This is a genomic window from Geodermatophilus amargosae, assembly GCF_041028265.1.
GTDB lineage: Bacteria > Actinomycetota > Actinomycetes > Mycobacteriales > Geodermatophilaceae > Geodermatophilus > Geodermatophilus amargosae_A.
On sequence record NZ_JABGCW010000009.1, the window covers coordinates 57,389 to 80,776 of the forward strand.

The 23,388-nt window shown below is 75.4% G+C and carries 24 protein-coding genes, 2 tRNA genes and 1 other RNA gene; 13 read left to right on the top strand and 14 right to left on the bottom strand.

Going from position 1 to position 23,388, the window contains the following annotated elements; all coding sequences use genetic code 11:
* Position 1: 1 nt before the first annotated feature.
* From HLV61_RS11670 to ffs, 6 genes are all read right to left on the bottom strand, one after another.
* Entirely contained in the window at positions 2-1,198 is a 1,197-nt protein-coding gene (locus tag HLV61_RS11670; protein ID WP_369255514.1) for a substrate-binding domain-containing protein, read from the bottom strand.
* Entirely contained in the window at positions 1,195-2,235 is a 1,041-nt protein-coding gene (locus HLV61_RS11675) for an ABC transporter permease (RefSeq protein WP_369255516.1), read from the bottom strand. The genes HLV61_RS11670 and HLV61_RS11675 overlap by 4 nt, the downstream gene beginning before the upstream one ends.
* Positions 2,232-3,443: a M20 family metallopeptidase gene (locus HLV61_RS11680; RefSeq protein ID WP_369255518.1), complete on the bottom strand. Its 1,212-nt coding sequence runs from the start codon at positions 3,441-3,443 to the stop codon at positions 2,232-2,234. Before HLV61_RS11680 ends, HLV61_RS11675 begins: the two co-directional genes overlap by 4 nt.
* A 41-nt stretch (positions 3,444-3,484) precedes the next feature.
* Positions 3,485-3,955 carry a pyridoxamine 5'-phosphate oxidase family protein gene (locus HLV61_RS11685; RefSeq protein WP_369255520.1) on the bottom strand — a complete coding sequence of 157 codons (471 nt, stop codon included), beginning with the start codon at positions 3,953-3,955 and terminating at the stop codon, positions 3,485-3,487.
* Positions 3,952-4,785, bottom strand: coding sequence for an IclR family transcriptional regulator (locus tag HLV61_RS11690; protein ID WP_369255522.1), 834 nt, complete (start codon positions 4,783-4,785; stop codon positions 3,952-3,954). The genes HLV61_RS11685 and HLV61_RS11690 overlap by 4 nt, the downstream gene beginning before the upstream one ends.
* A gap of 149 nt (positions 4,786-4,934) precedes the next feature.
* Positions 4,935-5,030, bottom strand: an RNA gene (gene ffs / locus HLV61_RS11695) — signal recognition particle sRNA small type.
* Between the two features lie 187 nt (positions 5,031-5,217).
* Here ffs and HLV61_RS11700 point away from each other — a divergent pair.
* On the top strand, positions 5,218-6,144 hold the full coding sequence (locus HLV61_RS11700) for a DMT family transporter (RefSeq protein WP_369255524.1): 927 nt from the start codon (positions 5,218-5,220) through the stop codon (positions 6,142-6,144).
* 48 nt (positions 6,145-6,192) lie between these two features.
* Here HLV61_RS11700 and HLV61_RS11705 read toward each other — a convergent pair.
* Positions 6,193-6,277, bottom strand: a tRNA-Ser gene (locus HLV61_RS11705).
* A gap of 155 nt (positions 6,278-6,432) precedes the next feature.
* On the opposite strand from HLV61_RS11705, the gene HLV61_RS11710 reads away from it, so the two are divergent.
* Complete coding sequence (locus tag HLV61_RS11710) at positions 6,433-6,780, top strand: hypothetical protein (protein WP_369255526.1); 348 nt, start codon at positions 6,433-6,435, stop codon at positions 6,778-6,780.
* A gap of 43 nt (positions 6,781-6,823) precedes the next feature.
* Positions 6,824-8,602, top strand: a complete 1,779-nt coding sequence (locus tag HLV61_RS11715) for a serine/threonine-protein kinase (RefSeq protein WP_369255528.1) — start codon at positions 6,824-6,826, stop codon at positions 8,600-8,602.
* Between the two features lie 61 nt (positions 8,603-8,663).
* Here HLV61_RS11715 and HLV61_RS11720 read toward each other — a convergent pair.
* From HLV61_RS11720 to HLV61_RS11740, 5 genes are all read right to left on the bottom strand, one after another.
* Positions 8,664-8,751: transfer RNA gene (locus HLV61_RS11720), tRNA-Ser, on the bottom strand.
* 10 nt (positions 8,752-8,761) lie between these two features.
* The gene (gene tadA, locus HLV61_RS11725; RefSeq protein ID WP_440284622.1) at positions 8,762-9,235 is read right to left on the bottom strand and encodes a tRNA adenosine(34) deaminase TadA; all 474 of its coding nucleotides are present in this window, start codon (positions 9,233-9,235) and stop codon (positions 8,762-8,764) included.
* Complete coding sequence (locus HLV61_RS11730) at positions 9,232-9,888, bottom strand: HAD-IA family hydrolase (RefSeq protein ID WP_369255530.1); 657 nt, start codon at positions 9,886-9,888, stop codon at positions 9,232-9,234. Before HLV61_RS11730 ends, tadA begins: the two co-directional genes overlap by 4 nt.
* Positions 9,885-10,403, bottom strand: a complete 519-nt coding sequence (locus tag HLV61_RS11735) for a tRNA adenosine deaminase-associated protein (RefSeq protein ID WP_369255532.1) — start codon at positions 10,401-10,403, stop codon at positions 9,885-9,887. Before HLV61_RS11735 ends, HLV61_RS11730 begins: the two co-directional genes overlap by 4 nt.
* The gene (locus HLV61_RS11740) at positions 10,400-11,062 is read right to left on the bottom strand and encodes an O-methyltransferase (protein ID WP_369255534.1); all 663 of its coding nucleotides are present in this window, start codon (positions 11,060-11,062) and stop codon (positions 10,400-10,402) included. Before HLV61_RS11740 ends, HLV61_RS11735 begins: the two co-directional genes overlap by 4 nt.
* Before the next feature lie 49 nt (positions 11,063-11,111).
* Here HLV61_RS11740 and HLV61_RS11745 point away from each other — a divergent pair, with 49 nt between their 5' ends.
* Genes HLV61_RS11745 through HLV61_RS11755 form a run of 3 tightly spaced genes read left to right on the top strand, consistent with a single transcriptional unit; the run spans position 11,112 to position 12,754 of the window.
* Positions 11,112-11,555 (top strand): PaaI family thioesterase, encoded by a 444-nt coding sequence (locus HLV61_RS11745; protein ID WP_369255536.1) that lies wholly within the window; start codon positions 11,112-11,114, stop codon positions 11,553-11,555.
* Positions 11,552-12,484, top strand: a complete 933-nt coding sequence (locus tag HLV61_RS11750) for a prephenate dehydrogenase/arogenate dehydrogenase family protein (RefSeq protein WP_369255538.1) — start codon at positions 11,552-11,554, stop codon at positions 12,482-12,484. The genes HLV61_RS11745 and HLV61_RS11750 overlap by 4 nt, the downstream gene beginning before the upstream one ends.
* Positions 12,485-12,520: 36 nt before the next feature.
* A complete protein-coding gene (locus HLV61_RS11755) occupies positions 12,521-12,754 on the top strand; it encodes a DUF2630 family protein (protein ID WP_369255540.1) in 234 nt (77 codons plus the stop codon).
* A gap of 75 nt (positions 12,755-12,829) precedes the next feature.
* On the opposite strand, the gene HLV61_RS11760 is transcribed toward HLV61_RS11755, so the two are convergent.
* Positions 12,830-14,065 carry a PucR family transcriptional regulator gene (locus HLV61_RS11760; RefSeq protein ID WP_369255542.1) on the bottom strand — a complete coding sequence of 412 codons (1,236 nt, stop codon included), beginning with the start codon at positions 14,063-14,065 and terminating at the stop codon, positions 12,830-12,832.
* Between the two features lie 177 nt (positions 14,066-14,242).
* On the opposite strand from HLV61_RS11760, the gene HLV61_RS11765 reads away from it, so the two are divergent.
* From HLV61_RS11765 to HLV61_RS11795, 7 genes are all read left to right on the top strand, one after another.
* Positions 14,243-15,124, top strand: a complete 882-nt coding sequence (locus HLV61_RS11765) for an ABC transporter ATP-binding protein (RefSeq protein ID WP_369255545.1) — start codon at positions 14,243-14,245, stop codon at positions 15,122-15,124.
* Between the two features lie 103 nt (positions 15,125-15,227).
* Positions 15,228-15,959: an ABC transporter ATP-binding protein gene (locus HLV61_RS11770; protein ID WP_369255547.1), complete on the top strand. Its 732-nt coding sequence runs from the start codon at positions 15,228-15,230 to the stop codon at positions 15,957-15,959.
* A 43-nt stretch (positions 15,960-16,002) separates the two neighbouring features.
* Positions 16,003-16,884: a branched-chain amino acid ABC transporter permease gene (locus tag HLV61_RS11775; RefSeq protein WP_369255549.1), complete on the top strand. Its 882-nt coding sequence runs from the start codon at positions 16,003-16,005 to the stop codon at positions 16,882-16,884.
* Entirely contained in the window at positions 16,881-18,053 is a 1,173-nt protein-coding gene (locus tag HLV61_RS11780; protein ID WP_369255551.1) for a branched-chain amino acid ABC transporter permease, read from the top strand. Before HLV61_RS11775 ends, HLV61_RS11780 begins: the two co-directional genes overlap by 4 nt.
* A 115-nt stretch (positions 18,054-18,168) precedes the next feature.
* Positions 18,169-19,512 carry an ABC transporter substrate-binding protein gene (locus HLV61_RS11785; RefSeq protein WP_369255553.1) on the top strand — a complete coding sequence of 448 codons (1,344 nt, stop codon included), beginning with the start codon at positions 18,169-18,171 and terminating at the stop codon, positions 19,510-19,512.
* Between the two features lie 191 nt (positions 19,513-19,703).
* Positions 19,704-20,681 carry a UDP-glucuronic acid decarboxylase family protein gene (locus HLV61_RS11790; RefSeq protein ID WP_369255555.1) on the top strand — a complete coding sequence of 326 codons (978 nt, stop codon included), beginning with the start codon at positions 19,704-19,706 and terminating at the stop codon, positions 20,679-20,681.
* A gap of 125 nt (positions 20,682-20,806) precedes the next feature.
* A complete protein-coding gene (locus tag HLV61_RS11795; RefSeq protein ID WP_369255557.1) occupies positions 20,807-22,447 on the top strand; it encodes a VWA domain-containing protein in 1,641 nt (546 codons plus the stop codon).
* Here HLV61_RS11795 and HLV61_RS11800 read toward each other — a convergent pair.
* On the bottom strand, positions 22,438-23,370 hold the full coding sequence (locus tag HLV61_RS11800) for a glycosyltransferase family 9 protein (RefSeq protein ID WP_369255559.1): 933 nt from the start codon (positions 23,368-23,370) through the stop codon (positions 22,438-22,440). The two genes, HLV61_RS11795 and HLV61_RS11800, sit on opposite strands and share 10 nt — an antisense overlap.
* Positions 23,371-23,388: the final 18 nt, after the last annotated feature.

Sequence of the window (23,388 nt, forward strand, 5' to 3'; positions counted from 1 at the left end):
GTCAGCAGAGCCCCAGCTCGCGCAGCTGCTCGTCCGGGAGGCCCGACGGGACGAACAGGTTGTCGCTGCACTCCGGGCGCACGTACTCGTCGATCCGCTCGTGCGTGAAGCTCGGCGAGTTGATGTACACCTTGTCGAGGACCGACTCGCCCTCGAGGACCGACATCGCGGTGTCCAGGCACTCGGTGCTCTGCTCGGGCGGGAACGAGGACAGCGCGAAGCGCACGTCGGTGCCCTGCACCGCCTTGAGGAAGGCGTTGATCGCGTCACCGGTCACCGGGGGTACCGGCAGGCCGGCCTCCTGGTAGGCCTGGACGACGCCGAGGTCGCCGTAGCCGGAGTCCGACCAGATGCCGTCCAGGTCGGGGTACTGGGTGACCAGGTTGGCCGCCACCTGCTTGGCCACGGTCGGCGACCACTCCGTGTACTGCTCGGTCACCACCTCGATGCCCGGGTAGCGGGCGAAGACCTCGAGCGCGGCCGCCTTCTGGAACTCGGCGGTCGGGACGCCGGCCAGGCCGCTGAGGACCGCGACCTGCCCCTCGCCGCCGAGCTCCTGCACCAGCCACTCGGCGTAGGCCGTCCCCAGGAGCTCGTACTGGCGGGTCACGGTGGAGACCGCGCCGCTGTCCCCGCCGAGCCGGCCGGCGCACAGCACCACCGGGATGCCCGCCGCCGCGGCGGCCTGGACCTGCCCGGTGATGCCGTCACCCATCGGGACGACGACCATCGCGTCGGGGTCCTGGGAGGTCAGCTGCTGGATGTTGTCCACCTGGGCGGTGGCGTCGCCGTTGGCCGAGGCGTACAGCACCTCCACGCCGAGCTCGTCGGCGTGGCTGCGGAACGCCTCCTCGTTGGTGAGGCCCCAGGAGTTCGTCGGCCCCTGGGCGGCGAAGGCGATGCGGTAGGTGTCGCCGCTCTTCGGCTCGGCGGCCCACTCGGAGGTGTCGACCTCGCAGACCTCCTCCTCGGTGGGCTCGAGCTCCTCCAGGCCCAGCTGCTCGGCGGTCTCGGTCCACGCCTGCTGGTAGGCGGCCTGCGCCTCCTCCGCGTTGGCGCAGTCCTCTCCGCCGCCGCCACCACCGGCGGCGGCGCCGCCCTCCTGCTCGGTCCCGCACGCCGCGAGGAGAGCAGCCGTGACACCGATCGCCAGCGGCAGGTGCAGACGCCGGGGCGAGGTGCGGAAGTGGGTCCTCATCGCACACCATCTCTCTGCTTGATCCGACGAGGGGACCGGACGGTCCACCCGCTGCTCTGGAGCCAGACGGCCAGCAGGATCACTGCGCCGCTCACCGCCAGCTGCGCGCCCGGGCCGGCACCGAGCTGGCGGAGCCAGGTCAGCAGCACGGCGAGCAGCGCGACGCCCGCGACGGTCTGGCCGATCCGGCCACGCCCGCCGGTCAGGGCGATGCCACCGATGACCGCGGCGGCGACGGAGTCGAGGTCGAGGCTGCGGGACAGCTGGGCGTCCACGTAGCCGATGTAGCCGGCGTTGATCAGGCCGGCGAGGACGGCGAGCAGGGCGGAGACGACGTAGCACCCGGCGACGACCCGGCCGGTGCGCACCCCCGACAGCGCCGTGGCGCGGGGGTTGGCCCCGGTCGCGTAGACGCGCCGGCCGAGTCCGGTCCCCCCGAGCACCACCGCGGCGACGAGCGCCACGGCGAGGAACACCCAGGTCGGCAGCGGGACGCCGAGGAACCGGCCGGTCCCCAGCGGCGACAGCGCGGCCGGGATGTTGCCCGAGGGCGCCCCGCGCGTCCACGCCGTGATGACGCCCTGGACCAGCACGAACGTGGCGAAGGTGGCGACGAACGGCGGCACCTGGCGGAGGACGACGAGCAGGGCGTTGAGCAGGCCCACCCCCGCGCCGGCCGCGAGCGCCAGCAGGACGGCCACGCCGAGGTCCTCGTCCGCGCCGAGCGTCCAGGACGCGACGATGACCGTGGTGAGGCCGACGACCGCACCGATCGAGAGGTCGATGCCGCCGACCAGGAGGACCAGCGTCTGCCCGACGGCCGTGACCCCGATGAGGCCGGCCTGGAACAGGACGAGCTGCAGGACGCCACCGCTGTAGAAGCCCGGCGTGGTGACCGCGGCGAGCAGCAGGACGAGGGCCAGGCCCCCGAGCGGCGCCACCAGGGTCAGCGCGCGCCGGAGCCCGCCCTGCCCCGGCGACGGGTCCGCCGCCGGCGCGGTCTGCGTCGTGGTCGCCGGCACGCCCCCGGTGCTCATGCCCGGCCGCCCTCGGCCGCGACGGCGTCCTCGGCCGCGCAGAAGACGCGGGCCAGCTCGGTGTACAGGTCCACCGCGCGCCGCACCGCGGGGATCGAGACCCACTCGTCCGCGCCGTGCGCCCGGCGCAGGAGGCCCGGGCCCAGCGCGGGGAGCGTCGGGAGCCCCTGGCCGGCGTCGAACCAGGTCGCGTCCGTGGTCCCGGGGAACACCGACAGCGGCGGGTCCTCGCCGAGGACCCGGCGGCAGGCCTCCTGCGCGGCGCGGGCCACCGGGTGGCCCGCCGGCACGGCGGCCGGGGGCAGCCAGTCGTTGGGGGCGGTGTCGTACTCGACGGCCAGCCGGGCACCGGTGTCGGCGGCGACCCGGCCGGCCAGGTCCTCGAACGCCGCGGTCACCGCCGCGCGCTGCATCCCCGGCAGCAGCCGCACCTCGGTGTCGACCGCCATGCGGCCGGGCAGGACGCCGTACCCCACCCCGCCGGAGAAGCGCATCCCGGTGTTCACCGTGGCCGCCCAGCCCTCCAGGCCGTCGTCGTTGGCGGGGACGGCCAGGACCAGGTCGTCGGCGACCGCCGTGACGGCGCGGGCGGCGTCCACCCCCGCGTTCCTCGTGCCGGGGGTGCCCGAGAGGCTGGAGTGGCCCTGCCTGCCCCGGGCCACCAGCCGCAGCCGGGCGATCCCCCGGCTCACCAGGTGCAGCCGGTCGAAGTCCGACTCGATGCCGCCGGGCTCGCCGATGACGACCGCGTCGGCGTCGAGATGCCGCGACGCGGCCACGTGGTGCGCGCCGAAGCGCGCGCCGTCCTCCTCGTCGGCGGTGAGGAGCAGGCTCAGGCGACCGCGGGGCAGCGGGTCCCTGGCCAGCCGCGCGGCGGCCACCAGCATGGCGGCCACGGCGCCCTTCATGTCCGCCGAGCCGAGGCCCAGGAGCCGGTCGCCGTCGACGTCGGCGGCCAGGGGGTCCCAGGTCCACTCCGCGTCGCCGACGGGCTTGGTGTCCAGGTGACCGGAGAGCACCAGGTGCCGGCCGCCGGGACCGAGGTCGACGGTGACCAGCAGGTTGGGCCGCGCCCCGTCGAGGGCGAGCACCTCGGGCCGGGGCAGCCCGAGGGTCGCCAGGGCCTCGGTGACGACGCCGGCGACCGCGCGCTCGTCCCCCGGCGGGTTGGGGCTCGGCGTCCGGACGAGGGTGCGCGCGAGCTCCACGACGTCCAGGACATCGTCGCCCGACCCCGTGGACGCGCCGGTCACTTGTACCGCCCGGCCCAGTCCTGCCCCTGCCACGTCTGCATCGAGACGGGGACGAGGCGGTAGAGCCAGCGCGGCTTGTCCAGCGTCGGCTCCAGGTACTTGGGCCCGTTCTCGCCGAGGTACCGGGTCGACATCCGCTCGGCGACCGGGACCCACCGCCCGCCCACGTTGGGGCGCTCGACCAGCTCGGCCCGGCACTGGGCCACGACCTTGCGCTGCGCACCCTCCTCGTCGACGGTGATGGCGCAGCGGGGGTCGGCCTCGAGGTAGCGGCCCCAGGCCGCCTTCTCGCGGGGCACGACCCAGAACGCCTCGCCGTCCCACTCCTGCCAGCACGGGACCACGTACGGCCAGCCCTGGTCGTCCAGGCAGGCCAGCCGCGCGATCCGCGGCTCGGCGAGGAAGGCGCCGACGGCGTCCTCGTCCAGCCGGCCGACCTTGCCGCGCCAGCTCTCGTCCTCGCTCATCGACTGCTCCTCTCGGTGGCGGTGGTGGGTTCCCCGGTCAGGGCCGGGGCGCCGAGCCGGCGGGACAGCTCGGTCGTCACGCGGACGACGTCCGGCGCGAGCCGGTGCACGTCCTCGGTGGAGAAGCGGTAGGCCGGCGCGGAGACCGACAGGCCGGCGACGACGACGCCGGTGTGGTCCCGGACCGGAGCGGCGACGCAGCGCACGCCCTCCTCGTTCTCGACCTCGTCGACGGCGTAGCCGCGACGGCGCACGAGCGCGACGTGGTCGACGAGGGTGCCCGGGTCGGTGAGGGTGTTCTCCGTGCGCCGCTCCAGCGGCCCGTCGAGGAGCCCGCGGACCTCCTCGTCGTCCAGCCCGGAGAGCAGCACCTTGCCGATGCCGGTGCAGTGCAGCGGGTTGCGGTAGCCGGGGCGCGCGGCGGGCCGGACCGGCTTGGGGCTGTTGACCGCGGCCACGTAGAGCACCTGCCGGCCGTCGAGGACCCCGAGGAAGCAGGTCTCCCCGCTGATCTCGACCAGTTCCTCCATGAGGTCGGCGGCCTGGGAACGGAGGTCGAGGCGGTCGAGGAAGGACTGCCCCCACGCCGCCACCCGGGGACCGAGCCCGTAGGCGCCACCGGCGTCGGTGCGGAGGACCTCGGCGCGGCAGAGGACGTCCAGCAGGCGCAGGACGGTGGGCCTGGGCAGCCCGCTGGCCTCGACGAGGTCCACGAGCCGCAGCGGCCGGTCGCTGTCGGCGACGTGCTCGACGAGTGCCAACCCCTTCACCAGGGCCTTGGCCGAGCCGGCGACAGAAGTGGACTCCGTGTCCAGATCTGGTTTGGACATGCCGTCCATCTTGGCGGTGCAGCAGGTACGCACAAGACCGGTGCTGTTGCTCTCCTGTCACGCACAGCGAGGACCGGCCGCCTCGGCGGCTGCGGTCCTCGCGGGGAGCCCGATCGCCCGGCGCGACACGGCGCGTCCGGGACGGGGAAGAAGGGGACCCCCCGCGCACCCGCCAGAGCCCGCTTATCCTTGCTGCCTTCCGGCCCTGGGGAGGTTCACGGGGTGACGCCACACGAGGGGTCTGCCCCCACTGTAGAGGACGCCGACCACTAGCCTCGACGCCCGTGACCTCCCGGCGCGCCCTGACGCTCCCCCCGCCCCGCTCCTGACCCGGAGCACCGCGGGCCGATCCCGCGGCCGGCACGCCGCCGGCCGCCGTTGCGCCGTGCTCCGGACTCCGTTCCCCGTCCGGAACCAGCGCCCAGGAGCGTCGTGTCCACCCCCTCCTCCCCCGCGTCGAGTCGCGGGTTCCTCGTCGTCGTCCTCGCCTCGCTGTGCTGGGGCACCGCCGGCCTGTCCGGCCGTGTCATCACCGACCGCAGCGACCTGTCCTCCCTCGACGTCGCCTGGTACCGCCTCGCCATCGGCGCGGCGGCCCTCGCGGTCGCCTGGGGGGTGACGGCCCGGAGGCGCGGCCCGGCGGTCCGCGTGACCCGCCCGGTCGCCGCGCGGCTCGCCCTCGTCGGGGCGGGACTGGCCGCCTACCAGCTCGCCTACTTCAGCGCCGTCGAGCGGGCGGGCGTCAGCATCGCCACGCTGGTCGCCCTCGGCCTGGCGCCGCTGCTCATCGCCGTCGGCGGCACCCTGCTCGGCCACGGCCGGCCGGACGGGGCGACCCTCGTCGCCCTCACCGTCGCGCTGGTGGGGCTCACCCTGCTCGTCGGCGTCTCCGCGGGCACCGGCACGGGCACGGCGGTGCTGCTCGGCGCGCTCGTCGCCAGCGGCTCGGCGCTGGGCTACGCCGTCGTCACCCTCGCCGGCGGGGGCGTGCCGGCGGGCGTCCCCGTCACCCTCGCCGGGTTCGCCGGCGGCGCCCTGCTGCTCACCCCCGCGGTCCTGGCCGGGGGACTCGCGTTCCCCGAGGACGGCGGCACGCTCGCCGTGCTGCTCTACCTGGGACTGGTGCCGAGCGCGCTGGCCTACGGCCTGTTCTTCACCGGCGTGCGGGTGCTGCCGGGGGCGGTCGCCTCGATCGTCACGCTGCTCGAGCCGCTCACCGCGACCGCGCTGGCCACCGTGTTCCTCGGCGAGCGGCTGGCACCGGCGGCCGTGGCCGGCGGCCTGCTGCTGCTCGCGGCCGTGGCCGGGCTGTACCTCCACCGGCTGCGGCGGTCCCCGGAGCCGGTGACCGGGGCCTGAACGGACGACGGGCTCCCGGCCGTCGGCCGGGAGCCCGTCGCGTTCCTGCGGAGGATGGGAGATTCGAACTCCCGAGGGGTTGCCCCCAACCCGCTTTCCAAGCGAGCGCCATAGGCCACTAGGCGAATCCTCCCGTGCCGACGATCCTACCGGGCACGGGGGCGCGGGTCAGCCGACGCCCCGGACGGGCCTGCCGCCCCGGGTGGTCGGCACGGCCGGTACGGGGCAGGCTGGGCCGGTGGGACACCGCACGGGGGCACTGCGCGGGGCCACTGAGGAGGTAGGCGGATGAGCGAACCGGGACAGGTCCGACCGGAGGTCGTGGACGCCATCGCGGCCGTCCTGCGCGGAGCCGACCCCGCGGGGCTGCCGCCGTCGGCGACGGCGGAGGAGAAGGCGGCGGCCAAGGACCGCTACCTGTCGGAGTTCGCCGCCGAGCGCGGCAAGCGCGACCGCCAGACGCGGGCCTGGGAGCTGCTGCTGACCCGCAGCTACGACGAGCCGCCGACCTGGTCCCGGTTGTTCGACGACCTCGAGCCCGACGCGGTCGAGCAGCTCGGCGAGCTCTACGACGTCCTGCCCGAGGGCGCGCAGGAGGAGTACGCGCGCCGCTACGGCGTCCCCAGCGCGGTCTGACCCTCCCCGTGCCGGGACGTCCCCGGTGGGGTAGGACACGCCGGTGACCTCGACCGTCCCGGGCCGCCTGGTGGCCGGCCGCTACCGCCTGCTCGAACGCATCGGCGGCGGCGGCATGGGCGCGGTGTGGCTCGGGCGCGACGAGCTCCTCGACCGGCGGGTGGCCGTCAAGCAGGTCCTCCTGGCCGCCGGCGCCGACCCGGAGGCGACCGACCAGCAACGCCTGCGGGCCCTCCGCGAGGGCCGGATCGCCGCGCGGCTGAGCCATCCGCACGCCATCTCGGTCTACGACGTCGCCCTCGAGCAGGGCGTGCCGTGGCTGGTGATGGAGCACCTGCCCTCCCGCAGCCTGGCCGCGGTGCTGGCCGAGGACGGGCCGCTGCGCACCGACCAGGCGGCACAGGTCGGCGCCCAGCTCGCCGACGCGCTGGCGGCGGTGCACGCGGCCGGCATCGTGCACCGGGACGTCAAGCCCGCCAACGTGCTCATCGGCCGCGGCGACCGCGTGGACGGCCTGGTCAAGATCACCGACTTCGGCATCTCGCACGCGAGCGGCGACGTCACGCTCACCCAGACCGGCCAGATCACCGGGACGCCGGCCTTCCTCGCCCCCGAGGTCGCGCAGGGCAGCGAGATGACCCCCGCCAGCGACGTCTTCTCCCTCGGCGCCACGCTCTACACCTGTGTGGAGGGCCAGCCCCCGTTCGGCCTGGACGACAACGCGCTGCGCCTGCTGCACCGGGTGGCCGGCGGGGAGATCCGGCCGCCCCGGCACGCGGGCTCGCTCGAGCGCCCGGTGCTGCGGATGCTGGCCCGCGACCCCGCCGACCGGCCGGGGATGCCCGAGGTCCGCGACGTCCTGGTCAAGCTCGCCGCCGGCCGCGACGGCGACCCGACGACGGTGCTCCTCGCCCGCACCGACCTGCAGACCCCGCGAGGCCGGGACCGGACCACCCGGTTCACCGCCGAGCCGGGCCGCACCGGGCCGCCGACCGCCGTCTCGCCGGTGGTCGCCCCGGCGGACGCTCCCCCGGACCCGCCGGCCCACCAGGACCCGCCGGCCCACCAGGACCCGCCGACCCTCTCGGGACCCCTCGCGCCCGCGCCGGGACCCGAGTCCGACGCCGCGCCCGGTGCCGGCCCGTCCTCCGGCCCCCCGTCCGTCCCGGGGACCGGGCGGCCCGGGCCGCTGGTCGGTCCCCGTGCTCGGCGCCGTGGTCCGCTGCTGGTGGCCGCCCTGGTGCTGCTCGTCACGCTGGCCGCGGTCGGCACCTGGCTGGCCCTGCGCGGCGGGGACGGCGGCAGTCCGTCGGCCGACCCGACGTCGCCGGGGTCGTCCGGCGCGACCACGGCGGAGGGCACGGCGGAGGGCACGGCGGAGAGCGCGGACCCTCCGACCGAGCCGGCCCCGGCGCCGGAGGACCCCGGCGGGGAGACGGCGGAGGAGCCCACCGGGGAGGCGCCTCCGAGCGAGGCCGGGGAGCCGTCGCCCGACCCCGCTGCCGAGCCGGCGACCGAGGTGCGCCAGACCCTCGAGGAGTACTACGAGTACCTGCCCGGCGACCCGGAGAGCGCCTACGCGATGACCGGGCCGAGCCTGCGGTCGCGGGCCAGCTTCGGCTACTACAGCGACTACTTCAGCCGCTGGGACGAGGTGTCGCTGATCGACGTGCAGGACGTCAGCGACCAGGGCGACACCATCACCGCGACCAGCCGGGTGGAGTTCGTGCGCCCCGGGGAGCGTCTGGTGGAGACCCACGCGGTGACCTTCGTCCGCGGCGACGACGGCGGGCTGCTGGTCGACCTCGACGTCCTGGCCTGACCCCCGGCCCCGACACGACGACGGCGGCGCCCCGGGTGGAGGCGCCGCCGTCGTGGACCGCTGGCGGTGGCGGTGGGATTTGAACCCACGGAGGCTCGCACCTCACACGCTTTCGAGGCGTGCTCCTTCGGCCGCTCGGACACGCCACCGCCGACGAGACTACAGGCCCCGCCTCCGGCGGAAGAACGCGCGTAGGAGTGTCGCGCTCTCCTCGGCGCGCAGCCCGCCGGTGACCTGCGGGCGGTGGTTGAGCCGGCGGTCGCGGACGACGTCCCACAGCGACCCCGCGGCCCCGGCCTTCGGGTCGTCGGCGCCGTAGACGACCCGCCCGACCCGGGCCAGCACGCTCGCGCCGGCGCACATCGTGCAGGGCTCGAGGGTGACGACGAGCGTCGCGCCGGTCAGCCGCCATCCGTCGCCGTGCGTCCCGGCGGCCGCGCGCAGGGCCAGCACCTCGGCGTGCGCGGTGGGGTCGCCCCGCTTCTCGCGCTCGTTGGCCGCCTCGGCGAGCACCGCGCCGTCGGGGCCCAGGACGACGGCGCCGATCGGGGTGTCGCCCCACTCCTGCGCCGCGGCGGCCAGCTCGAGCGCACGGACCATCGCCGCGTCGACGACGTCGTCCGCCAGGCTCACGCGCGGGCGCCGGCCAGGGGGAAGCCGACCAGCGCGGACAGCTCGGCCAGCGCGTCGGCGGGGTCGGTCACCTTGACGGTGTGCATGCCCAGCGCGCGGGCCGGCTTGAGGTTGATCCCCAGGTCGTCGAGGTAGGCGCAGTCGGCGAACGCGAGGTCGCGGCCGGTGGCCTCGTTGAGCCGCGCCAGCGCCCGCCGGTAGATCTCCGGCTCGGGCTTGCGCACCCCCTCCAGCGAGGACTCGACGACGGCGTCGAAGAGGTCGAGCAGCTCGGCCAGCCGTCCGGTGCGCTCCATGGGCGCGACGTTGTTCGACAGCATCCCCAGCGGCAGCCCGGCGGCGCGGAGGCTCCGCACCGCCTCGACCATCTCCGGGCGGAGCTCCCCCGACAGCGCGGCCAGCACCCGGCGGGCGTCGACCCGGTGCCCGGCGGCCAGCGCCTCGGCCTCGAAGGTGTCGACGAACCCCTCGACGTCGAGCTCGTTGCGCTCGTACCGCGCCCACGCGTTGGCGTCCGGGTTCGTGCTGTTGAGCCGCCGGATGAGCCCGTCGGGCAGCCCGGCCTCGGCCTCGTAGGCGGCGAAGGCGAGCATCGGGCTCTCGGTGATGACCCCGCCGAGGTCGAAGACGACGGCCGACACGGTGGCGCTCACGGACCCACCGCCGCGGCCAGCTCGTCGGCGAAGCCCAGGCGGGCGGCGATCCGCGCGACCATCTCGTCGGCCCACAGGTCGTCGGCGGTCACGATCGGCCGCAGGTCGTCCGCGGGCAGTCCGTCGTCGGAGAACACGTCCAGGTCCCCTCCCGGCCAGCCGGTCTCGTCGTCGTCGAAGGCGCCGTCCTCGTCGACGGCGATCCCGTACCGCTCGACCACCTCGGCGCCGAGCACCCACTCCTGCATGGTCGCGTCGGAGATCAGCGCCCGCACCATGCCACCGGGGCCGTGCCGCAGCACCACGAAGTACAACCGCGAGTCGACGACGACCACGAACGGCGGCGGCCACCCCTCCGCGCCCGGCTCGCCCAGCGCCCGCTCGAGGACCGGCAGCTCGTCGGAGGCGTCGGCGGCGAGCAGCCGCACCCGCCACCCGTCGCCGCGGCGGCTGACCCGCACCGCCCAGCTCGGCGGCCACGAGCCCGACGGCAGCGCCGGCTCCGGGGCGTTCACCGGACCCTCAGCACGGTCAGGCCGTCGGCCAGCGGCAGCAGCACCGTCTCGAACCGCGGGTCGGTGGCCAGCGCGGCGTTCAGCGCGACGAGCACGTGGTCCTCCTCCGAGGCCGGCGCCAGGACCCGGCCGCTGCGCAGCGTGTTGTCGAGCAGGACGACCCCGCCCCGCCGCATGCGCGGGTGGAGCTCCTCGACGTAGGCGGGGTACCCGGCCTTGTCGGCGTCGACGAAGGCCAGGTCGAACACCGGCTCGACCGGCACCGCGCGCAGCAGGTCCAGCGCCTCACCCAGGCGCAGCTCCACGCGGTCGGCGACGCCGGCCCGCTCCCAGTACCGGCGGGCGATCGCCGTCCACTCCTCGCTGCGGTCCAGGCAGAGCAGCCGGCCGCCGTCGGCCAGCCCGCGGGCGATGCACAGCGCCGAGAAGCCGGTGAACGTGCCGACCTCCACCGCCCGGCGGACGCCGAGCGCGCCGGTGAGCAGCTGCATGAGCACGCCCTGCTCGACCGCGATCTGGAACGTGGCCGGGGCCTCGCCCCGGGCGGCGAGCTCCGCGGTCTCGGCCACCAGCGCGGCGGCCACGTCGTCCAGCGGTTCGGAGCTGGCCCGCACGTAGTCGGAGACCTCCTGCGTCAGGAGGAACGACCGCGGCGTCACGGGCTGTCCAGCACGGGGGTCACGGCCGGCGGGGTCATAGCCTCTGATCATGGCCGATGCCGCACCCGACGACGGAGCCGAGGTCGTCCCCGCACTGTTCGACCTCCTGGCAGCCGACCCGCTCGCCGCGCTGCTGGGCATCGAGCTCGAGCAGGTGCGGCCCGGCTACGCCCGCGCGGGCATGACCGTGGGCCCCCGGCTGCTCAACGCCCTGGGCACCGCGCACGGCGGCGCGACGATGGCGCTGCTCGACGTCGTCCACGCGGCGGTGAGCAACAGCCACGGCACGGTGGCCGTGGCCCAGGACGTGCACACCGAGTTCCTCACTGCCGGCCGGCCCGGCGAGCGGCTGGTCGCCGAGGGCACCGAGCTGCACCGCGGCCGCCGCACCGCCGTCTACCGCATCGACGCCCGCGGCCACGACGGCCGGCTGGTGGCGACCGCGCTGGCCCGCGTCTTCCGCACCGACCAGCCGTGGGAGCCGCCGGCATGACCCTCCCCGTCCCTCCGCTGCCCGTCCCCACGATGCCGAGGCCGCCGGTCGGGGTGGTCGGCCTCGGCCAGCTCGGCGGGTCGCTGGCCGCCGCGCTCGTCGCCGCCGGCCGCGAGGTGTCCGGGTGGGACGTCGACCCCGCCGCGCGCGACGCGGCGGCGGCGCGGGGCGTGCACGTCACGCGGGAGCTCGGCGGCGTCGTCGTCCTCGCGGTGCCGCTGCCGGCGACGGCCGGCGCGCTCGACGGCCTCGAGGTCGACCCGGCCGCCACCGTCACCGACCTCGGCTCGGTGAAGGTGTCCGTGCTGGCGTCGGTGGGCGCGGCACTCGGCGACCGGTTCGTGGGCGGGCACCCGATGGCCGGGACGGAACGGTCCGGCCACGGCGCCACCGACCCGGACCTGTTCCGCGGGGCGCGGTGGGCGCTCTGTCTGGAGCCGGGCACCGACCTGCGGCGCTGGCTGCGGGCGGCGGAGGTGGCCCTCGACGCCGGCGCCGAGGTGGTGCCGCTGACCGCCGCCGAGCACGACGACGCCGTCGCCGCGGTCAGCCACGTGCCGCACCTGCTCGCCGCGGCGCTGGCCGCGGCGGCCGGCGAGGCGGGGCCGCTGGCGCTCGCGCTGGCGGCCGGCAGCTTCCGTGACGGCACGCGGGTGATCGGCAGCGACCCGGCGCTCGTCACCGCGATGGTCGAGGGCAACGCCGGCCCGACGGCGGCCGCGCTGGCCCGGGTGCGCGCCCAGTTGGACCGGCCGTGGCCCGACCTGGTCGCCGCGGGGCACGGGGTGCGCACCGCCGGCACCACCGCCGGCCGGCGCCCGGTCCGGGTGCCGCTGGACCGGGCGGCGCTGCTGGCGCTGGGCCGGGCCGGCGGCGCGGTCACCTCGCGGCTGGCGGCCTTCGTCGAGGGCTGGGTGCCCGAGGGCTGACCGTTTCGCCCCCGCTGCGACGGGCAGGGAGCGGTCATGGACGACAGCGAGATCCGCAGCCGCATCGACGCGCTGGTCGAGGAGGAGCACCGGCTCCGCGAGAGCGGGGAGCACACCGACGAGCAGCGCGCCCGGCTCCGGCAGGTCGAGGAGGAGCGGGACCAGCTCTGGGACCTGGTCCGCCAGCGGGACGCCAAGCGCCAGTACGACGAGGACCCCGACAGCGCCGAGGTGCGCCCGAAGTCCGAGGTCGAGGGCTACCTCCAGTAGCGGAACGCCCCCCTCGCCCCCCGCCGTCCGCACGCTCACGGCGGGCCCCGGCGAGGGGGCGGTCCCCGCGCGTCGCTAGGCGGAGTCGCGGACCGGCCGGCGCTGCCCGGCGTCGTGGTGGCCGGTGCCCAGCAGGGCGAGCTGCCACAGCAGCCGGGCCCGGGGGTCGGTGAGCTTGCGGCCGGTCACCGACTCGATCCGCCGCAGCCGGTGCATGACCGTGTTGCGGTGGCAGTACAGGAGGTCGGCGGCGCGGGTCGGTGAGGCGTCGGCGTCGAGGAACGCCGACAGCGTCTCCAGCAGCACCTCGCGCTCGTCCCCGGGCAGCTCCAGCAGCCGGCCCAGGGTCTGGCCCACCAGCCGGGACATGATCTCCGGCGAGTTGCTCAGCAGCGCCTCGGGCAGCCGGTCGTCGATGGTCACCACCCGCGCGACGCCCTCGGACAGGGTGCGCGCTGCGGTCTCGGCCAGCCGGTACGCGCCGGCCACGGCCGCGGCGCCCTCGACCACCGAGGACACCCCCACCGGGCCGGTGGCCACCGCGCCCAGCCAGGCCAGCAGCTCCGGCAGCCGGCGGGTGCCCAGCCCGACCACGCCCACCGCGGCCTGCGAGCGGGTGCCCCACGCGGAGCGGATGCCGCGCTTGAGCAGCGCGGCCGCGGGGTCGAGCTGCTCGTCGCCCTCGTCGCGCACCGGGGCGACGACGACCGCCAGCCGTCCGGCCAGCGGCACCGACAGCAGCTCGGCGGCGGTGCGGGCGAACGCCGGGTCGCCGCCCCGGCCGTCGAGGAGCCCGTCGAGCAGCCGCTGCCGCTCGACGGTGCCGAGGCCCGAGCGGCGCCGCTCCTCGGCCCGGTAGCCCTCCGCGGCGGCACTGCACCCGCGGTCGTTGGTGCGCCACAGGGAACCGGCCACCTCGAGCAGCAGCCCGTCGTCGTGCCGGTCGCCCTGGCGGGAGAGCGCGACCAGCGCCTCCCAGGTGATCTGACCGCCGAGCCGGTAGGCGCGCAGCACGGCCTCCAGCGGGATGCCCTGGGCGGCCCGCAGCCGGCCGACGGCGCGGGCGCCCTCGGCGTGGCTCTGGTGGTAGGCGGCGGGCACGTCGGGCCGCAGCCCGCGGACGCCGACCTCGAGGTTGCGCCGCAACGTCGCGCGCATCTGCGGGTCGCCGCCGGCCATGGCCTCGCGGTAGGCCGGCTCCGTCTCGACGAGGATCTCGACCAGTCGGTCGGTCATCTCGTCGAGCCGCTCCAGCAGCACGGGCACCAACTCAGCGAGGCGCTCCTCGACCCCCCAGGGGGCAGTCCGCACGCGATCACCTCCGGTCTCCATCGCACAGAGCACAACACGTGGCACCCATCACTGTGCGGTCAGCCCATTGTGACGGCCCTCACCGGCCCTCAGGCTCATACGGACGTAGCCGTGACCCAATCGACGCGCGAGTGCGCCCCGGCGGGACCGCGGCGACCTCCCCGACGCAGAGGAGACGTGGGCACCTTGGCGCAGCCGCCGGACACCACAGGCAGCAGCACCCCGCACGAGGACCGAACGCCCACCGCCCGGCTCGAGATGACCGGGATCAGTGTCGCCTTCGGCGGCATCAAGGCCCTGACCGACGTGTCGCTGACCGTCGAGCCGGGCCAGGTGCACGGCCTCATCGGTCCGAACGGGGCCGGCAAGACCACGATGTTCAACGTGGCCTGCGGGCTGGTCCGCAACACCGAGGGCCGGATCACCTGGCGCGGCCAGGAACTGCGCCGCCTGCGGCCGGCGCAGCTGGCTGGGCTCGGCATCGCCCGCACGCTGCAGGGGGTCGGGCTCTTCCCCGGCCTCACGGTGCTCGAGAACGTGATGGTCGGCGCGCACAAGCACGCCCGCGCGGGGTTCTTCTCCGCACTGTTCGCCATCCCGACCTCGGACAGGGACGACGCCCGGCTGCGCGAGCGGGCCATGGCGGCGCTGGCCGAGCTCGAGGCCGACGCGTACGCCGCCCGCTACCCCGGGAGCCTCCCCTACCCCGTGCAGAAGCGGGTGGCGCTGGCCCGCGCGCTGGTCGCCGAGCCGGAGCTGCTGCTGCTCGACGAGCCGGCCAGCGGTCTGAGCGAGGAGGAGATGCGCGAGCTGGGCGACCTCATCGGTCACCTCTCGGGCCGGATGAGCGTCCTGCTCGTCGAGCACCACATGGACCTGGTCATGCGAGTCTGCGACCAGATCACCGTGCTGGACTCCGGGAAGCAGATCGCGGCGGGCACGCCGCAGCAGGTCCAGAACGACCCGGCGGTCACCGAGGCCTACCTCGGCGACGCCGTCGACGACACGACCGACGTCAGCGAGCTGGCGGGCATCGACGGGGGGACCCAGCGTGGCTGAGGCGCACGGCAGCACCGCGGCAGGCAGCACCGCGGCGGGCGCTGCCGGCGCCGGACCGTCCAGGGGCGACACCGGCCGGGGTGCCACGACGGGGAGCAGCGTGATGGGCGGAGGGACCGCGACCGCTGACGCGGTCCTGTCCGTCGAGGGACTGTCCGCCTCCTACGGCCCGGTCAAGGCGCTCGACGACGTGACGCTGCGCGCCGAGCAGGGCCGGATCACCGCGGTGCTCGGCGCCAACGGCGCGGGCAAGACGACGCTGCTGCGCACCATCAGCGGCCTCGTGCGCCCGACCGCCGGCCGGGTGGTGCTCAACGGCGAGGACGTCACCCGGGCAGCGGTCGAGGCGATGGTCACCAAGGGCATGTCGCACGTGCCGGAGGGCCGCGGCGTGATCGCCGAGCTGACCGTCGACGAGAACCTGCGGGTCGGCTCGCTGTTCCGCGGCAAGGTCGGACAGGACGAGTTCGACCGGGTCTACGACCTCTTCCCGCGGATCAAGGAGCGCCGCGCCTCGACGGCGCACACGCTCTCGGGCGGCGAGCGCCAGATGCTGGTCATCGGCCGCGCGCTCCTGGCCCGGCCGAAGCTGCTGCTGCTCGACGAGCCCTCGCTGGGCCTGGCCCCGCGGATCGTGGCGCAGATCTTCGCCCTGCTGCGCAAGCTCGTCGACACCGAGGGCCTGTCGGTGCTGCTGGTGGAGCAGAACGCCCGCAGCGCGCTGTCCGTGGCCGACATCGGGGTGGTCCTGAACCTCGGCCGCGTCGTCGTCACCGACGACGCCGCCCGGCTCGCCGGCGACGAGGACCTCCGCCACGCCTACCTGGGCTTCTAGCCCCCTCCCCGCTCCTCCGCGACCCCAGGAAGGCAGCCCCCACGTGCAGCAGTTCGTCAACCTCACCCTCGGTGGGGTGATCACCGGCGCGGTCTACGCCGCCTTCGCCCTCGCCCTCGTGCTGATCTGGCGGTCCACCCGGATCGTCAACTTCGCGCAGGGCTCGATGGCCGCCCTCACGACCTTCATCGCCCTGTCCCTCATCGAGGGCGGCCAGTCCTACTGGGTCGGCCTGGTCGTCGCCCTGCTCGCCGGGCTGGTCATCGGCGCCGTCGTCGAGCGCGTGGTCATCCGGCCGGTCGAGGGCGGCCCGGAGCTCAACGCGGTCATCGTCACGCTCGGTCTGTTCATCGCCATCCAGGCGCTGATCTCGGTGCTCTTCGGGGTCAACCAGCGCGCGTTCGTCCCGCCCTTCTCCACGATCGGCTTCAAGGCCGGCGACTTCACCCTCGCGCTGAGCCCCAACACGCTGTTCACCCTCGGCGCGGTCCTGCTGGTGATGGTCGGGCTCACCGCCCTGTTCCGCTTCACCCGCGTCGGCCTGGCGATGCGCGCCTCGGCCTTCGGCCAGGAGGTCGCCCGGCTGCTGGGCGTCCGGGTCGGCCGGATGCTGACCCTGGGCTGGGCGCTGGCCGCCGTCGTCGGGTCGCTGGCCGGCATGCTCATCGCCGCCGAGGTGTCCTTCGTCGCGCCGACGTTCATGGACTCGCTGATCGTGTTCGGCTTCGTCGCCGCGGTCCTCGGCGGCCTGGACTCCCCGATCGGTGCCGTCGTCGGCGGCCTCCTGCTCGGGCTGGCGCTCAGCTACGTCCGCGGCTACCTCGACGAGACCCTCGTCGGCATGGCCGCCCTCGTCATCCTCGTCGTGGTCCTGCTCGTGCGGCCCGGCGGCCTCTTCTCGACCACCCAGACGCGGAGGGCGTGACCGCCGTGAGCGACCTGCAGACCCCCGCCTCCTCCCCGACCGCCGGCGCGGCCACCTCCGACGCGCCGACGACGGCGACCGCCGCCAGCAACGCGAGCTCCGCGCAGGCGACGGGCGGCCGCACGTTCCTCCCCCGGAACACGCTGCTGCGGCACCTGCTCGTGCTGCTGATCTGCGCCGTCGGCGCGGTGATCCTGCTCGAGGTGACCGACCTGGGCTTCAACGCGCAGATCGGCTACGTCGCCTTCTACGCGATCGCCGCCGGCGGCCTGACGCTGCTGACCGGCCTCAACGGGCAGATCTCGCTGGGCCACGGCGCCCTCATGGCGGTGGGCGCCTACACCACCGCGCTGCTGCTGGACGCCGACGAGCCGCTGCCGCTCATCGTCATCTTCCTGGCCGCCATCGCGCTGACCGCCGTCGTCGGTGCGATCGTCGGCGTGGCCGCGGCGCGGCTGCACGGGCCCTACCTGGCCGGTGCCACCCTCGCCCTCGCCGTCGGCCTGCCCGGGCTGACGCTTTTCTACAGCGACCTGCTCGGCGGCGAGCAGGGCCTGACGGTGTCCTCGCCGGACCGCCCGGACTGGTTCGTCGAGGGCATCCGCGCCCTGTCGGGGAACTCCGCGTCGGGCGTCAAGTGGATCGCCTACATCGCGGTCGCGTGCCTGCTGATCACCTACTTCCTGCTGGCCAACCTGATGCGCAGCCGGGTCGGGCGCACCTGGCGGGCGGTGCGCGACCAGGAGGTCGCCGCCGAGCTCGCCGGCATCAACCTCGGCACCTGGCGGGTGCTGGCCTTCCTGGTCAGCGCCGCCGCGGCGGGGCTCGCGGGAGCCGTCCTGGCGCTCGTCGTCCGCCTGACCGCGCCGACCGCCTTCACCATCGTCCTGTCCCTGTCCCTGTTGACCGCCATCGTCATCGGCGGTCTGGGCAGCCTCCTCGGGGCGCTCATCGGCTCGGCGCTGCTGGTCTTCCTGCCGCGCACGCTCCGGGACGCCGGTGAGTCGCTGAACATGGACGCCGCCCAGGCCGCCGAGATCTCCTACGTCGTCTACGGCGTGATCCTCGTGCTGGTCATGCTGTTCGCCCCGGCCGGGCTGGTCGGGTCGATCCGGCTGGCGTGGATGAAGCAGCGCGCCCGCCGTGCGGGCGCCTCCACCAGGGGGTGAGCAGCCGGGACCCCGACGGCTGTCCCCCGATCCGGCCCCGCGGCCGGCTCAGCTCCACCCGCCCCATCCAGACCCCCCGGGCACACGCGCCCGGGTCCCCTCCAGAGGAGAACCGTTGACAAGATCCTCACGACGCCTCGTCAGCTTCGTGGCCGCGGCGACCGTCGCCACCACCCTGGCCGCCTGTGGCGGCGGCGACTCCGGTGGGGGTGGCGGGGGCGGCGGTGGCGAGGAGAACGAGGCCTCCGACATCGGCATCACCGAGGACAGCATCAAGCTGGGCGCGCACTACCCGCTGACGGGTCCGGCCGCTCCCGGCTACAGCGAGATCCCGAGCGGCGTCCAGGCCTACTTCGACTTCGTCAACGCCAACGGCGGGGTCAACGGGCGCAACATCGAGTTCGTCTACCGCGACGACGCCTACAACCCGACGAACACCAGCCAGGTGGTCAACCAGCTCGTCCTCGAGGACGAGGTGTTCGCGCTCATGTCGGGCCTCGGCACGCCGACCCACAACGCGGTCACCGACTTCCTCAACAGCGAGGGCGTCCCCGACCTGTTCGTGTCGTCGGGCTCGCGACTCTGGGACGACCCGGAGGAGAAGCCCTACACCTTCGGCTGGCAGCCCGACTACGAGATCGAGGGCAAGATCATCGGCCAGTACGTGGCCGAGAACTTCCCCGACGCCAAGGTCGGCCTGTTCCTCCAGGGCGACGACTTCGGTGAGGACGGCGCGGCCGGTGCCCGCCAGTTCCTCGAGGACCAGATCGTCGCCGAGGAGACCTACGTCCCCGGCAGCACCGACGTCCGCCCGCAGATCTCCGCCCTGCAGGCCGCCGGCGCCGACCTCGTCCTCGGCTTCAACACGCCGACCTGGACGGCCCTGTCGCAGCTGACCTCGCTGCAGCTGGGCTACGCCCCGCAGTGGTTCTACTCGAACGTCGGCTCGGACCCGGCGCTGGTCGGCTCACTGCTGGCCCGCTTCTCCGAGGGCGCGGTCAGTGACGCCAGCCTGCTCGACGGCGCGCTGACCACCGAGTACATCCCCGGCCTCGACGCGCCCGACAACCCGTGGGTGCAGCTGTGGCAGCGGGTGTGGGAGGAGCAGGGCGAGGAGGGCGAGCTCACCAACTTCCGCATCTACGGCATGTCGCAGGCCTACACGATGGTGCAGGCGCTGCAGGCCGCCGGTCAGAACCCGACGCGTGACGACCTGGTCGCCGCCGTCGAGCAGGCCGGATCCGACTGGGTGGGCCCGGGCTTCACCCCGTTCCGCTACTCGGAGGACAAGCACGCCGGCTACAGCGGCATGCTCGTCAGCCGGATCGCGGGTGCGGGCTCGGAGGACCTGACGCCGGTGCTCGTCACCGACAACGGCGACGCCGACATCGAGGAGGCCGAGGGCGAGCCGGCCGACCCGCCGGAGAGCGGCATCCCGGACGAGGAGCCCATCAACTGAACGAGGACCCGGTCCCGGGTCCGCAGTGACGAACGGGCCGTCGGCTCCCCTCGGGGGCCGGCGGCCCGTTCGCCGTCCCGGGTGACCTCCCGCGGAGATGCTCAGCTCCCGAAGTGTCGGGAGTTGATCTCCGGGTAGGGCCGGACGGGGCCTGCGCACGGTGCGGGACGGCGAGACGACGGGAGCACGGCATGGTGCGGGCGGCACGGACGATCCGGCGGGCGGTGGTGACCGGCGGTGCCGGTTTCCTCGGCTCCCACCTGTGCGAGCGCCTGCTCGACCGCGGTGTCGAGGTGGTCTGCCTCGACAACTTCCTGACCGGTTCCCCGGAGAACGTCGTCCACCTCGTGGAGCACCCCGGCTTCCGCCTGGTGCGCTGCGACGTCACCGACTTCGTGCACGTGCCCGGCCCGGTGGACCTGGTGCTGCACTTCGCCTCGCCGGCCAGCCCGCTGGACTACCTGAAGATGCCGATCGAGACGCTCAAGGTCGGCAGCCTCGGCACGCTGCACACCCTCGGCCTGGCGCACGAGAAGGGCGCCCGCTACGTGCTGGCCTCCACCTCGGAGGTCTACGGCGACCCTCTGGTGCACCCGCAGCCCGAGGAGTACTGGGGCAACGTCAACCCGGTCGGCCCCCGCGGCGTCTACGACGAGGCCAAGCGCTTCAGCGAGGCGCTGACCACCGCCTACCGGACGTCCAAGGGCACCGACACCGGCATCGTGCGGATCTTCAACACCTATGGCCCCCGCATGCGTGCCGACGACGGCCGCGCGATCCCGGCGTTCGTCGGCCAGGCGCTGGCCGGGCGGCCGCTGACCGTCGCCGGAGACGGCTCCCAGACCCGCTCGATCTGCTACGTCGACGACACCGTCAGCGGCATCCTCGCCCTCGCGGACTCCGACCAGCGGGGGCCGGTGAACATCGGCAACCCCGACGAGCTGTCCATGCTGCGGCTGGCGCAGTGGATCGTCGAGCTGACCGGGTCGTCGTCGGAGATCTCCTACGTCGACCTGCCCGTCGACGACCCGAAGGTCCGCCGCCCCGACACCCGGCGGGCCGAGGAGCTGCTCGGCTGGCGGCCGACGGTCCCCTCCGAGGACGGCCTGCGCCGCACGGTGGCCTGGTTCGCCGAGCAGCGGGAGGCCGCCGCGCGGCGCGCCGGCTGACCTCCCGGGAGCACCGCAGCCGGTGAGTGTGCGGTCCCACTCCACCGTGTCGCGATTCACCTCTACATTGGTGCGCGGCGGTCCAGGGGCACGCCGAGAAGCCGGACTCTGACGGAGAGCGAGCGATGGGCCGCCACGCCGACACCACCACTGCGCGCCGCGTACAACGACCCGCGCCGATCGCGCTGATCGTCGCGCTCGTCGTCGTGGCCCTCGTGGCCGGCGGCGTCGTGTGGTGGCTCGCCGGCGCCGGCGGCAGTGACGACTGCGAGACCACCCGCACGATCCGGGTCACCGTGGCCCCCGAGCTCGGCGACGTCGCCCAGGAGCTCCTCGCCGAGCCGCAGGACCTCGGCGGCGGCGCCTGCGCGGCGGCCGAGGTCACCGCCCAGGAACCGCTGCAGACCGTCGGCGACCTCGGTGCGCTCGAGGGGTCCGCGCTGCCACAGGTGTGGGTGCCCGACAGCTCGCTGTGGACCGTCCGCGCCGGTGACGCCCCGCTCGACGCGTCGGGCTCCATGGCCACCTCGCCGGTCGTCCTCGGCACCAGCAGCGCGGCCGCCGACGACCTGGGGTGGAGCGCCGCGCCGCCGCAGTGGAGCCAGGCGCTGTCCGGCGCCCGCCCGATCGCCGTCCCGGACCTCGCCGCCAGCGCCGAGGGCGTCGCGGCGCTGGCCGCCGTCCGCTCGTCCCTCGGCGGCGGGGACGCCGCGGACAACGCCGTCGTGCAGGCCGTGCTCGCCGCCCGCCGCGGCCCGTCGGTCACCCCCGCCGAGGCGCTCGCCGCGGCGCAGGCCGGCGACGCCGGAGCGCCGCTGCTGCCGATGAGCGAGCAGGAGGTCGTCAGCGTCAACCGCGGCGCCGAGGACTCCGCGCTGGTCGCCGTCTACCCGGCCGAGGGCTCCCCCGCGCTGGACTACCCGGTGCTGCGGGTGGGCTCGCCCGGGGACGACGACCGCGCCGCCGTGGACGCCGTCGTCCGCCGGCTCACCTCGGGAGCCGCGCGCACCGCCGTCCTGGCCGCCGGCTTCCGCGACGCGGAGGGCACCGCCCCGACCGACCCGGGTCCCGGGGTGCGGGAGGAGGCGCCGGAGGAGCTGGCGGTCGACACCGAGCAGGCGACGGACCTGCTGGCCGAGCTCGCCCGGCTGGCCGCGCCGTCGCGGCTGCTGACGGTCATGGACGTGTCGCAGTCGATGCAGGCCCCCGCCGGGGACGGCACGCGCGCCACGCTGATGCGCGACGCCGCCCTGAGCGCCCTGGAGCTCCTGCCGGGCAACGCCTCCGGCGGCATCTGGGCCTTCGCCTACCAGCTGCAGGGCCAGCAGGACTGGATCGAGCTCGCCCCGATCCGCGAGATGGACGCCACGGTCGACGGCGGCACCCACCGCGAGTTCCTGGCCGAGCAGTTCGAGTCCCTCCCCGACCGACTCTCCCCCGGCGGCACGGGACTGTTCGACACGGCCCTCGCCGCGGTGCGTGCCGCGCAGGAGCAGTACGACCCGGAGGCCGTCAGCAGCGTCGTGCTCATCACCGACGGCACGAACGAGGACGCCACCGGCCTCCCGCTGGAGCAGCTGCTGCAGACGCTGCAGGACGAGGCCGACCCGCGGCGGCCGGTGAAGGTCTTCGGCGTCGCGCTCGGCCCCGACGCCGACATCGCGGCGCTCGAGGAGATCGCCGCGGCCACCGGTGGGGCCGCCTACTCCGCCGTCGACCCGACCGACCTGCAGGACGTCCTCTTCGACGCGCTGCGTCAGCGGTAGGCGCCGAGCCCGTCGAGGGCGGCGGTCACCTCGTCGACGCCGATCCGCGCCAGCGCCGGGTCCAGCTCGGTGCCCCACGGGTCGCCCGTGCCGTCCCCGTGCCAGAGCACGACGTGCAGCGGCCCCCGCTCGCCGGCCCGGAGCGGCGGGCCCCACAGCACCGGGGAGACCGGGCCGAAGAGCACCACCGAGGGGCGGCGGTAGGCCGTGGCCAGGTGCGCCACGCCGGTGTCGCCGCTGACCACGACCCGGGCGGCGGCCACCGTGGCGGCCAGCTCCAGGGTCGACGTCGTCCCGGCGAGCACCGCCTCCTCCCCCAGGCCCGCCCCGCGCGCGACGGCGCGGGCGAGGTCCCGCTCGGCCGGGCCGCCGGTGATCCGGACGTCGTGCCCGGCGTCGGTGAGGGAGCGCGCCACGACGGCGAACCGCTCGGCCGGCCAACGTCGACCGGGAAAGGCCGCACCCGGGTGCACCAGCGCCGCCCCGGTCACCGGCGGGGGCACGGGCGGGACGGCGAGGTCGAGCGCGTCGGGATCGGCCGCGACGCCGAGGCCCTCGGACACCAGCCGGCACCAGCGCCGGACCTCGTGCTCGTCGGCGTACCAGGTCGGACCGGGATAGCCGGGGCTGTCGAAGGTCAGCAGCCGCGCCGGGCGCAGGCCGGCGACGACGACGTGCGAGGCAGGCCCCCTGCCGTGCAGGTCGACCGCGAGCTCGGGCGGCGGCCCGGACCAGTCCAGCGGTTCGAGCTCGCGCGCGGGCAGCACCTCGTCGACGGCGTCGACCAGGCCGGCCAGCGGCGCGAGCGCGGTCGTGGTCGCGAGGACCAGCCGGTGGTCCGGGACGGCGGCGCGCACGGCCCGGATCGCCGGGACGCCGGTGAGCAGGTCCCCGAGCCCGAGCGGCCGGAGGACGACCGCCACCGGCCGCCCGTCCGGAGC